We start from the raw sequence: 12,188 nt of genomic DNA on the forward strand, positions 1-12,188 counted from the left end.
TTTATCATTCAGGTTAATTTTGTGCGCAAACGGATTCATACGATTGGAATAGGTTAAATCCACGTCGACATAATAGATTCTTGCTCTGGCTGAGTCTGTTGTTGATAGAACTGACTAATGCGTTGCCCAAGTTGTTGATAAAATTGACTCGATTCGCCTTGAAGCGATTGCCTTGCCGTACTGCTGGTATTCGCTTTGGCGTTACTGCTGGCATAATTTGCCGCACCTTGACTGACCTTTAAGCGTATATCCTTACGTTGCAGTGCCGCTTGGCCTCTTGCTGCAATTTTTAGCGTTTTAGGTAAAACACGCTCGGCCACTACAAGGGGCGCTTTTTTCTCTTGCTGTTGTTGGTTCTGTTGCTGTGAGGATTGCTGTTGCTGCTGTTTTTCTTGAACTTGTTGCTGATTATGCTCGAGCGTTTTCGCCTGTTGTTGAGCTTGATCCGCAGTGCGTTCATTCTGTGGATTAAAGGCGCGTTCTTCGTGACCTTTAGTTGCCGCTTGTGGTGGGATGACCACAGGTTTCAGTTGGTTGTCGACCCGAGCCGAGTCCGTCGCGACATTACTGGTCGCTAGCGGGACTTGGGGGTAGTTACTGACAACTAACATGGGAAATTCCTTGGCACATTAATGGTTAAATACTAGTCATTAATCGCTCAAAGATAAAGCGTTAACGTGTCTGTAACGTTAACCAAGGCATAAATACTTGCAAAAACTCCTGCTGATGGGAAATAAAGGGCGCGTGAGAGGCTTTGGCGAGCATCACATCCTCACTTTGAGCTGTGATGGGCATTTTAGGTGGTACGCGTTTGGGCACTAGCCCGTCGAGTCGGCCCCAGATCCTTAGCCAAGGTTGTTGCAACTCTATCAGTTGTTGCCTTAAGTCGACGTCGGTTAGCATATTTAGGCCTTGAGTTAAGGCTCTGGTATTGGGTAAAGGACGTGCGAGGACAAGATCGCGCAGTTGTTTGATGTCTTCCTTGGCGGTTTCGCTACCCATGGCTTGAATCGCCAGAAATCTCTCTATAGTTTTAGGTAAATTTTGGCCGAGTTGTTCTCTAAATTGATTAAGGACTTGGGGCGGAATGCCCGGCCATGCTTCGTCTTCCCTTGCCATAAAGCAAGGGGATGAGGCAATAGTAATCAAGCCTTTGATTTTTTGTGGATAACTTAACGCTGCCTGAGTCGCAACGAGCCCACCGAGTGACCAGCCGGCCCAAATAGCGTGTTCAGGCAATGCAGCGACTAAGGTATCTACCCAGGTTGATAGGCCACCTTCAACCATTTGGCTATGGCCGAAGCCCGGCAAGTCTACATAGTGCACCCTATACTGAGACAGTGACTCATGTAATGGCGTAAACACAGCGCTATTCACTCCCCAACCGTGAAGCATCACCAGATCTGGCCCTTGGCCGCTGATTTCAATATGCAAATTTGCTTGGTTTGTGGATGTCACTTTGCTCACTTGAGTGCCTCAAAAATGGATTAGGTGAATGTATGCCGCACTTTGTCAAAAGGATTTGGCCGCAATCTGCTTTGCGGATAATGCGTTTAGGCTATCAACTCGGCACAAGGTGGTTGGCGGGCAGTTTACCTAACCGTTGCCTGCTGTGCCACCAATCCATATCACTTCCCGAGACTGGCATTTGTGCCGTTTGTCTTCAATCTGGCTTATATCATGGGTCTATTTGCTTAGGTTGCGGTAAGTCGATGCAAATAGAAGTCGATTATTGCGGTGAATGCCAAAAGCGCCAGCCACGTAAAGTCATTGCACCTTGTAGTTATCATCAAGGTTTGGGGGCTTGGGTTGGTGCGATTAAATATCAAGGTCAACTTGCCGCTTTGCCAGTGCTGTGTCGCGCCTTAGTGGCACGACTTAAGGTATTAGAACAGCAAGGATTAATCTCGCTGCCTCAAGCGATAGTGCCAGTTCCATTGCATCCAAAACGCTTACACCAACGGGGATTTAATCAGGCGTGGTTAATTGCCCATGAGTTATCACAGCTCTTGCAACTGCCGTTAGTGAGCGAAGGGTTAACGCGCCAGCAAGACACTCGACCGCAGGCGGGGCTTTCGGGGGCACAGCGACGACGCAACTTACATGATGCCTTTATGTTAGCGGATGATTTTGCGTTCCAACGTGTTGCATTGGTGGATGATGTGGTCACCACTGGCACTACAGTCTCTGAAATTGCTCGCTTATTCGAAGCGCGTTATGTGCATGTTCAAGTATGGTGTTTGGCAAGGGCTGAAGCGCCAGGCTTGTTGGATGATATTTAAAAACGGTTAAAAGCATTGCTCCATTATATCTTTGTGTATGTCAAAATTATGTCAAAAATACTGAGTAAAAATGAATAAGTTTTAATTTTGCGACAAGATGTAAGTATCTGTATCAATGGGTTTTGTTTATTTTTTGTATTGAGATACCTTCCTATATTATTTCGTTTGGAGGGTATTTATGGACGCTAAACTGGCGCGATCAAATGCAGATACGGCATCAACGCTGAAGGACGTTATTCAGGCGATAAACTACTCTTTAAAGCTACATGGTTTTTGTGGCTTCTGGTTTCAAGGAGTTCCACATTGTGCGTATGAAAATTATCACTTTCCAAAAGATACCAATCTGTTCTCTCCTACGGCACTAAGAAAACCTATCGCCAGCATAGCTTCTTCCCCTGTTATGGCTGAATTACAGCGTTTTTATTTAAATCAGATAGCCTCCCATGATTTCAATTTTGGTTTTTCATTGGATACTTCAAAATCTTATATGTATAGATTCACGAGTGAAAAAAATGATAAGACCAGCCTATTGTTTAGTAAGCATAATATTCAAAGTGTTTTGAGCTGGCCCATCTCATGCCACTCTAATCGTCATTGGACAGGCCGGTTTATACTACTTAGCCATCTTAGTGCTTCGGAGGTGGTGTTAGAGGGATTGGCAGACACTTTAAAGGAAGCTCAAAACAAGCTTTTTGAATGTAATAAACAATTGTTCAATCCATTTCTACAAAGCTCTCTGCTTAAAGATAATGCGAGAGATATCCTACTTATGGTCGCAAACGGTCTTCAAAACGACGAAATTTCAACTCAGCTCCCGATAAGTGTCAGAGGAGTTGAATATCATATGGAATCCATGCGTAAGAAATTTGGTGCTACAAATAGAGCAAATTTAATCCATTTAGCCCATCAATATGAGTTGATCTAAATATGTTGATATTACTGGTTGAAGATAATCGACTTCTTTCTAACAACATCATTCAATATCTTGAATTGAGTAGTATAGAGTGTGATTACGCTTTCAATCTGGCACAAGCGGATATGCTCATTAGTCAGCAGCAGTTCGACGCTATTATTCTCGATCTAAATTTGCCGGATGGTGATGGGATTGAAGCGTGTGAACGCTGGAAAGCACAGTGCATTACCTCACCAGTAATCATGTTAACTGCACGTAGTAGTCTGAATGATCGCTTGAGTGGTTTTGCTGTGGGCGCGGACGATTATTTAGTAAAACCATTTGCAATGGAGGAACTGGTCGCGCGATTGAAGGTGGTTGCTCAGCGTCGTCCCGCGCCCCAAAGGTTGACTATTGGCGACCTAGAAATCGATTTTGCAAACCACATGGTGTATCGGCAAGGGCAACTGCTGGCTTTGTCTAAAACCGGATGGCAGATCCTGGCTTTATTAGCTAGGCGTAGTCCAGAAACGGTGAGTAGAGAAGAGATTGAGCGAATGCTTTGGCCCGACAGCGCACCTGATAGTGATAGCTTGCGCAGCCATATTCATCTTTTGCGCCGAGTGATCGATCGCCCCTTTGAACGGCAAATATTACATACGATTCGTGGCGTTGGTTTAAGCCTTAGAGATGATATCAATGCAAGCGCCTAAACTTAGCCTCAAGCGTAGCTATCAAGTGTGGGGAGTTATTTTTCTATTAATAACCTTAGGCGTGAATAGTTTTATCCCGCTTTGCATGATGTGTGCAGGTATGATTTCTATGCATGAGGTCACAATGCACAATGCAGGGCAAGCGGCCGAAGCATTACTGAAGATGGCGGAGCCAACTCAGCAATCATTACTTCATCAACCACTTCTAAAAACCGATAACTTAACTGTCTATCCTCATTGGCGAGATATTCCGCTGCAAATTCGTGAGTTAAGTAACAATGAAGTCTTAACTGATGCGAGCACAATTCACTATGAGCATGCAGAAGGTCCCATTGTTAACGCGTTAAGTGTGTACTACACCCAAACTGGCCAGCCGCTATACGTTTGGCTGCAGTTTAGTGTTACCCATGATTTGCAATTTGCCCCTAAAAATATGACGGCGATCTTGCTGCTTGTCTTGATAACCTTTTGTGCCAGTGCAAGCTTAGCGTTTTATATGCAAAGTAAAGTGATTACGCCTGTTCATCAAATTAGTCATGCGATTAAACAACATGATTGGGAAGGAGGAGGAAAACTGAGTTTACCAGAACAAGAATATGCTGAATTAAAGGCAATTGTTGATGCTTTAGATAACTCGATTTTACAACTTCAGGAGGCTCAGCAGCGAGAACTCAATTTTTTACGTTTTGCTAGTCATGAGTTACGTACGCCAGTCGCCATATGCCAATCTTCATTTGAAATCCTCGCATTACAACAAGGTGAGCTTACGGGGGCAACTCTGTATGCTTCCCAAGCGACCAATCAAATGAAGTCACTCATTGAAACCCTACTATGGTTAACTAATAAAGAGTGTTCAAACCTAGAAAAGGAAAACGTAGCATTATCGCCTTTACTTGCCAGTATTATCGAGGAGCAGCAACGGGTACATGGTTATGAGCAAAAAATTCAATTATTGTGTGACGATACTTGCTTGCCCGTCCAGCTTCATCCGCTAAAAATAATCTTAAGCAATTTATTAAGGAATAGTATTGAGCATGGTGGGATGGATATTAGCATTACTCAAGATGCTTGTTGTATAGCAATAACCAATTCCTACAATAGTAAGGGCCGCCATGGATTTGGTTTAGGGCTTTTACTGGTGAAACGTCTCGCGAATCAACTGGGTTGGACTTTTAATAGCTCATCTGCAAATAATTTATTTACTGCTAGGCTGGTAATATCTAATAACTAAAGAATGAGAACTATAGATTTACTGCATTAAACCACACACTTTTAAAATGCAAAAGCGCCGTTGGGCTTAGATCACATAGTCATCATGCTATTCGTAGTAACTTTATTATATAAAGTTTACTGGTAGATAAGTATTTTAAAATACTTCCTAGAATACATGGTTGAGGGGGACTCTATGTGTAAAAAAAGTGTGGCATCTATTTTAGTCAGTGCAATTATTTTCAGTGGTTCAGTATATGCTGATGTGAATAAAACGAGCGTGGATTTAGGTTATAAGTTTTATACCAGTGACGCAAAAAATGATAACCCAGGTGTTTTTAATCAACCTTTTGTAAAGTTGAATCATTTAGGAATTGCTGATTGGGGTACTTACTTTGCTAATCTTAAGCTCGAAAACCCTGCTGAAATCGCGGAGAATCAGAAGAGCCTTGATGGTAAAACTACCATTAAGTCATTATTAATACTTGAAAATAAGCTGGGAGAGTCGCAGTTCAACTTCTGGACTCAGAACTTTATCTCTGCGAGTGAAACGCTAGTTGAAGATAATCTTTACTTAGGTATTACCCATAATGCAAAAATTCAAAATTTATCACTAAACTATGGTGTCGGTTTAAATTATACCATTGGTAGCTTTTCCCCCACATCAGAGAAGTTTAATGATCTGTCAGGTTATGCCGTGGTTTTAAATGCAAAGTACCCATTTGAGTTGCTAGGGTTAAAACATAGTTTAAGTTTGAATTATGAAGCACAAATTGATAGAGATGAAGCGCATCAATCATTATTTTCATATGACAGCTATGGCCATCAGATAATTACAACGTTACAAACAAACCTCACAGATTCAATATTTTCAAAGTTATATATCACCCATTATGATAGCTGGGGCTCGCAATATAATGGCGGGATTGAATACGGTATATCTGTTGGTTATCAGTTTTAACGGTTTATCAAATAGGTTGAATTTTTGATAAGTAGAATCTCATTTAATTTGATGCTGTTCTAGTTTTCATTAAAAATAATAAGGGAATTGTAATGCATTATAAAAAATCCATTATTGGTATTGCTGCAACGGCAACAGCAATTATTGTCGGCTGTCAAGTTACCCATCAAATAGTAAAAAGCCAGGGAACCGCTCAAGGCAAGCATGGCGAAGTGCAGGTCGAAACCACATTCAAAGACGGACACATTGTGGCGATTGATGTACTAAAGCAAAAGGAAAATAAGGTCCTTGCTGGTGCCGTATTTAAAGATGTTAAACAGGCGATTATTGATAATAACTCTATCGAGGTTGACGGTATTGCAGGCGCAACCGTAACGTCTAAAGCGCTTAAAGAAGCCGTGGGTAAAAGTATTGAAGCCGCAGGTGTTACGTTAGTTGCTGTCGCTTCAGCTAAAAAAAATGAAGCATTAACACCAGCAGAATATACCTATGATGTGGTGATTATTGGCTCGGGTGGTGCAGGTTTCAGTGCTGGTTTAGAGGCTATGGCCGCAGGCCGCTCCGCCGTTATTATTGAAAAAATGCCAATTATTGGTGGTAACTCATTGATCTCGGGTGCTGAGATGAATGTTGCTGGTAGTTGGGTACAAAAAAATATGGGTGTTACCGATAGCAAAGACCTGTTTATTAGCGACACGCTAAAAGGCGGCGATTTCAAAGGTGACCCTGAAATGGTTAAGACCATGGTCGATAATGCGGTTGATGCAGCTGAGTGGTTAAGGGATTACGTCAAAGTAGAATTTTACCCAGATCAATTATTTCAGTTTGGTGGACACAGCGTGAAACGAGCGCTAATCCCTAAAGGTCATACCGGAGCAGAGGTGATCAGCAAGTTTTCTATTAAAGCTGAAGAAGTGGGCTTACCAATTCATACCAACACTAAGGCTGAAAAGTTAATTCAAGATCAAACGGGCCGAATTGTGGGTGTAGAAGCGACTCATAATGGCAAAACGGTAACCTACTATGCAAAACGCGGTGTTGTGATTGCCACGGGTGGCTTCTCGTCTAACATGGAAATGCGTAAAAAATATAACCCAGAGTTAGATGAACGTTATGGCAGCACTGGTCATTCAGGTGGTACTGGTGACGGTATTGTGATGGCAGAAAAAATACATGCAGCAGCTAAAAATATGGGATATATCCAGTCATATCCTATTTGTAGCCCAACCTCGGGTGCGATTGCCTTGATTGCAGACTCTCGCTTCTTTGGTGCGGTGTTAATCAATCAGAAGGGTGAGCGCTTTGTTGAAGAATTGGAACGCCGAGATGTGATTTCACAGGCCATTCTAGCCCAACCAGGCCGTTATACTTATGTGCTCTGGAACCAAGCTATTGAAGATGTTGCCCATACTGTTGAAATGCATCAAGGTGAACTGAAGGAATTCACAAAAGACGGGCTAATGTATAAGGTCGACACCCTAGAAGAAGCCGCTAAAGTCTTTAATATTCCTGAAGATAAGTTGTTATCAACGATTAAAGACGTGAATCGTTATGCCGCAACAGGAAAGGATGAAGCCTTTAATCATCGCTCAGGATTGGTTGATTTAAGTAAAGGACCTTATTGGATTTTAAAAGCGACACCTTCTGTGCACCATACAATGGGTGGCCTTGCGGTTGATACACGTACTCGTGTACTTGATGAACAAGGAAAGGTGATTCCGGGCTTGTTTGCTGCGGGTGAAGTGACTGGTTTAACCCATGGAACCAATCGACTCGGTGGTAATGCTTACACTGATATCATTGTCTTTGGTCGTATCGCGGGACAAGAAGCGGCTAAATAGTTTGTATTTTATGTTTAGCTTAAAGCGACCCAATTGGGTCGCTTTTGTTTGTAAATGATACAGTTCACTCTCGTACAACACATTCGTTTAAAGCTTGTTTATGATGAATAAATCGTGATCGCTATGGCAAAAATCCATAAACTTGCTATCCAAAGGACTACAAAGCGAAGGTGAGTCGGAGTATCATACGGCTAATTCTTACTAAAACACTCAGGTATCCCCTGACGGAGCAGGTTTTCATGATTACCATTTCCGATGCGGCTCAAGCCCATTTTGTTAAGTTGTTAGCAGATCAACCTGAAGGCACTCATATTCGCGTATTTGTGATCAGTCCAGGAACCTCGCAAGCCGAGTGTGGTGTGTCTTATTGTCCACCGGATGCAGTAGAAAGTGATGATATTGAAATCGAGTTCACTGGCTTCAATGCTATGGTCGATGAGAAGAGTGCACCTTTCCTTGAAGATGCCACTATCGATTTTGTGACTGACCAATTAGGTTCACAACTCACGCTCAAAGCACCTAACGCAAAAATGCGTAAAGTGTCTGGTGATGCACCTTTAGTCGAGCGTATCGAATACGTGATCCAATCTGAAATCAACCCTCAGTTAGCCGGCCATGGTGGTAATATCATGCTGGTTGAAATCACCAAAGAAGGTGTAGCCGTACTGCAGTTCGGCGGTGGTTGTAACGGTTGTTCTCAAGTTGATATCACCCTAAAGGATGGTATCGAAAAACAATTGTTAGACATGTTCCCAGGTGAGTTGACTGGCGTACGTGACGTGACAGATCACCAACACGGTGAACATTCTTACGCTTAATCTTGTTTGTTGAGCTGAATGAAAAACGCGACCTCAGAGTCGCGTTTTTCATATTTGGCTTTCGCTTTAAGTGCAGTTGTTAAGTTATAACTTAGGGTTGAGATTATCAGCTAAGAACTTATCTAAGGCTTTAAACGTCGCGAGTCTGTTGTCGTTATTGCTCAGGTAATGATCACCATTTTCCAACTCAATATACTCCACTGGTTTATTCAGTGATTTGAGCTCGTCATACATTTCTCGGCTATGTTGAACCTTAACGACTCTGTCCTTATCGCCATGTAGCAGTAATACTGGGATGTTAATTTTATCTGCTTTACTGATAGGTGAGCGCTCATAGAGGGCATCGAGATCATCTCCTATTTGCTCTTTAACCACTTCATAGTTGGTATGTCTGCGGCTTGATTTTACTAGGTAGGCCACATCGGTCACACCAGCCACACTGATGGCGCAACGGTAAAGATCGGGAGTCATAGCAGCCCCCATTAAGGCCGCGTAACCACCATAACTCGCACCGGCAATACAAATGCGTTTAGGATCGCTAATCCCTTGAGCTATTAGGTAACGAGTCCCGTCTTCAACATCGTTTTGCATTTCGAGACCCCAGCTTTTTAGGCCAGCCTTCATAAACTCATAGCCGTAACCTGCCGACCCCCTGAAATTCATTCGAAATACCGCATAACCCCGATTAGCGAAAAACTGTGCCCAGTAGTCGAAGTCGTTACTGTCATAACTGATCGGGCCGCCATGGGGGAAAATAATCGTCGGTAGCTGTTTAGCTTCGAGTCCCTTTGGTACTGTTAGGTAAGCATCGATTTTGAGCTTATCCCTTGCTTCGTAAGTTAGATGTTGGGTGTTGGCGAGTAGCTCACTATTGAGCTTGCCGTATCGGTTAGCGATGGGATAAAGCGTTTTTTCGTCCCTATCGCCGAAGTAATAAGTGCCAGGCTCGGTTGAGCTGGTGGAATACACTATGTAGCGGCGTTCATTTGCACTGAATTGAGTAATATAGTTGTGAGCATCGGGTAATACAGCCTTAAGACCATTTTGTAGTCCGACATATTCTGTTTCCCAGAAGGTGTATTCCTCGCCGTCGCCTTCACTGATACCAATGACTTTTTTCTTTAATTGCGAGTAGAGTAAATCCCCTTCGACGTCAGTTGCTTCATTGGCGTAAACTAACTCTTTTGTAAGATTAGGGTCGGTCAGGTTCACTTTAAAAATGGCTTCGAAACCTTGGTGATAGGCGCGAACGTAGAGGATATTAGGGTCTGCATCAAAACCTAATGGCCAAACCGTGTCCTCAGAGAAGGCTTTAAAGGTCCAAAGCAAGCGTGAATCACTCTTTTGCTCGGCCTGTTCATAAATGCGGTACTCAGTATCATCGTTGTAGATAGAAATTCGGACTTTGTGCTGCCTGTCGGTAATCCAACTTATAATCTTCTTTTTAGCATTTTGGGTGTAACTGGATTTCCCCTGCGCTAAATTGACTTTCAGAACGCTGTCTTCGCCTACGTTTTCTCCCATTCCGTCTAATGACAGTAAAATATTATCGGGATCATCTGGCATAAGATCGATAATTTGCCCCTGATGTTGCGGGATCCAATTAAGACGGTCTAAGACGCTGCGCGGAAGGACACTCGAGGTCTTTTTCGTGGTCAAATCATACTTAACAAGGCGGGTTTCGGTTGTAGGTGTACCGTAACGGTTAGCCGGAAACTTAGCACTGATCAGTAAGATATTATCGTTTGCCCACTGCAGAGACAGGATGACAAATTTTTGGTTATCCGTGTGCAGCGGAATGCTTTTTTCGCCTGTTTCTATATCTTGGATACTAACGACAGTACCTTTGAGTTTGGCTTGATCGACCCGTACAACAGAAGCGATTTTTTTGCCATTAGGCGAGAGCTGCACAGAGCTAACATCTGGGATGCTTGCAAAGGCTTCAACGGGTAATTGTGGCGCAGTGTTGGCAACCGTATAGTTACATAGCCACAGCAATAGCAGCGGTAAAATCCTTTTCATTATTGATTCACATCTTTGTTACAATTGTAAAATCAACATAATAATGATTTTGAGATTAGTAAACCACTGTCTTTACGGATTTATTTATGTAAAAAGGCCTGACTGAAATAATAATGCCCTGCGAGCGTTAGGCTTCTGACGATCATAAAGACACTCATCGCGGCCCAGAGGGCATGGTTGCCTTGCTCTGGCAGTAATAGCTGCTGCAGTAAATACCATGTTGGGAAAAACGCGCCAAAGGTGGCGAGTATCATGCTATTGCGCATCACTTTTCCTTTAGCGGCACCTATGTAAACACCATCGAATAAATACGAGCTAAAGGACCATAAAGGCAAGAATATTAGCCAGATAAGATAGGTTTGCGCAGTGGCTCTGACCTCATTAATGCTGGTCAATAACGCGATAATATTACTGCCAAAAAGACTAAATACAGCGCAGAATCCTAGCGCTGTTATGGCCGACCAGCACCAAGCTAATATTACAGCTTCCCTTAATTGTTCTGCCTGTTTTTGCCCATAGGCACGGCCGACTTCTGCCTCGGCATAATAGGCTATACCATCTAGAGCGTAGGAGATTAATAGCAGTAAATTCAATAACACGGCATTGGCCGCAACGGTATTATCACCTAGACCTGCACCATGGAATGTCATAAAGGCAAAAGCTGCCTGCAAGCAGAGGCTACGGACAAAAATATCTGTGTTGAGCCTCAGTAATTTGCCATAACCCGTTAAGGTGACATGGGGAAATAGCTGAGATAAGTGAAACTCGGGTGCGCGCTTGAGTTGTTGTAACACCATAGTGAGTGCGACTGAGAAAGCGGTGATATCGGCAAAGACTGAGGCGAGGGCAGCGCCTTTAACTCCCCAGCCCAAGCCGAGGACAAACACCACATCGAGAATAATATTGGCAAGGTTGGCTAAAATCAGCTGCCACATGGCGGCTTTAGGTTGTTGTCGCCCTAAGAGCCAACCTAACATCACTAAATTGAGCAGGGCGAAGGGCGTTGACCAAATCCGTACCTGAAAATACTCGCGGCAATAACGTTCGACCTCGCTACTCGCTTCGGATAATCCTAACGCTAAATTCAATATCGGGACTTGCAGTGCGATAACGCCTGCGCCCAATAATATCGCTAGCATAGCGCCTTGGACTAAGAGCTTGTGCTGGGCGTGAAGATCGTCAGCACCAAAGGCTTGCGCGACTAAACCTGTCGTCGCCATACGCAAAAATCCCAATAACCAAATGATTAATGTGATAATCGTTGACCCGACAGCGACTCCCCCTAAATAATAGGCCTCACTCAGATGACCTATAACAGCCGTATCGACTAAGCCCAACAGCGGGATAGTGATATTGGAGAGTATCATCGGCAGGGCGAGCGCCAGTAACTGGCGATTTTTCGCGCCGTTGAGCATGAGGTCGAGCCAAGTTGATTTAGCAGTATTCATTA

At 43.4% G+C, this 12,188-nt stretch carries 11 protein-coding genes; 7 read left to right on the forward strand and 4 right to left on the reverse strand.

Annotated features, from left to right (window positions below):
• Positions 1-53 precede the first annotated feature (53 nt).
• Both HUB64_RS22680 and bioH read right to left on the reverse strand, forming a co-directional pair.
• Complete coding sequence (locus tag HUB64_RS22680) at positions 54-611, reverse strand: hypothetical protein (RefSeq protein WP_173248241.1); 558 nt, start codon at positions 609-611, stop codon at positions 54-56.
• A 61-nt stretch (positions 612-672) separates the two neighbouring features.
• A complete protein-coding gene (bioH, locus tag HUB64_RS22685; protein ID WP_173248240.1) occupies positions 673-1,467 on the reverse strand; it encodes a pimeloyl-ACP methyl ester esterase BioH in 795 nt (264 codons plus the stop codon).
• 32 nt (positions 1,468-1,499) lie between these two features.
• Between bioH and HUB64_RS22690 the strand changes: the two genes are divergently transcribed.
• The 7 genes from HUB64_RS22690 to nfuA all read left to right on the forward strand — a co-directional run bounded on the left by HUB64_RS22690 (position 1,500) and on the right by nfuA (position 8,716).
• Entirely contained in the window at positions 1,500-2,282 is a 783-nt protein-coding gene (locus tag HUB64_RS22690; protein WP_173497962.1) for a ComF family protein, read from the forward strand.
• A gap of 178 nt (positions 2,283-2,460) precedes the next feature.
• Positions 2,461-3,207 (forward strand): helix-turn-helix transcriptional regulator, encoded by a 747-nt coding sequence (locus tag HUB64_RS22695; protein ID WP_173248236.1) that lies wholly within the window; start codon positions 2,461-2,463, stop codon positions 3,205-3,207.
• 2 nt (positions 3,208-3,209) lie between these two features.
• The gene (locus HUB64_RS22700) at positions 3,210-3,887 is read left to right on the forward strand and encodes a response regulator transcription factor (RefSeq protein ID WP_173497963.1); all 678 of its coding nucleotides are present in this window, start codon (positions 3,210-3,212) and stop codon (positions 3,885-3,887) included.
• A complete protein-coding gene (locus tag HUB64_RS22705) occupies positions 3,874-5,118 on the forward strand; it encodes a HAMP domain-containing sensor histidine kinase (protein WP_173497964.1) in 1,245 nt (414 codons plus the stop codon). Before HUB64_RS22700 ends, HUB64_RS22705 begins: the two co-directional genes overlap by 14 nt.
• A gap of 174 nt (positions 5,119-5,292) precedes the next feature.
• Positions 5,293-6,057: an outer membrane protein OmpK gene (locus HUB64_RS22710; RefSeq protein WP_173497965.1), complete on the forward strand. Its 765-nt coding sequence runs from the start codon at positions 5,293-5,295 to the stop codon at positions 6,055-6,057.
• Between the two features lie 92 nt (positions 6,058-6,149).
• Positions 6,150-7,898: a urocanate reductase gene (urdA, locus tag HUB64_RS22715; protein ID WP_173497966.1), complete on the forward strand. Its 1,749-nt coding sequence runs from the start codon at positions 6,150-6,152 to the stop codon at positions 7,896-7,898.
• Between the two features lie 239 nt (positions 7,899-8,137).
• Complete coding sequence (gene nfuA, locus HUB64_RS22720; protein ID WP_006079591.1) at positions 8,138-8,716, forward strand: Fe-S biogenesis protein NfuA; 579 nt, start codon at positions 8,138-8,140, stop codon at positions 8,714-8,716.
• 84 nt (positions 8,717-8,800) lie between these two features.
• Here the strand turns inward: nfuA and HUB64_RS22725 are convergent, their stop codons facing one another.
• Positions 8,801-10,738: a S9 family peptidase gene (locus HUB64_RS22725; RefSeq protein ID WP_105250652.1), complete on the reverse strand. Its 1,938-nt coding sequence runs from the start codon at positions 10,736-10,738 to the stop codon at positions 8,801-8,803.
• 80 nt (positions 10,739-10,818) lie between these two features.
• Positions 10,819-12,186 carry an MATE family efflux transporter gene (locus HUB64_RS22730; RefSeq protein ID WP_173497967.1) on the reverse strand — a complete coding sequence of 456 codons (1,368 nt, stop codon included), beginning with the start codon at positions 12,184-12,186 and terminating at the stop codon, positions 10,819-10,821.
• Between the last annotated feature and the right edge of the window lie 2 nt (positions 12,187-12,188).

It is taken from the genome of Shewanella sp. ISTPL2 (genome assembly GCF_013283205.1).
Lineage (GTDB): Bacteria > Pseudomonadota > Gammaproteobacteria > Enterobacterales > Shewanellaceae > Shewanella > Shewanella oncorhynchi.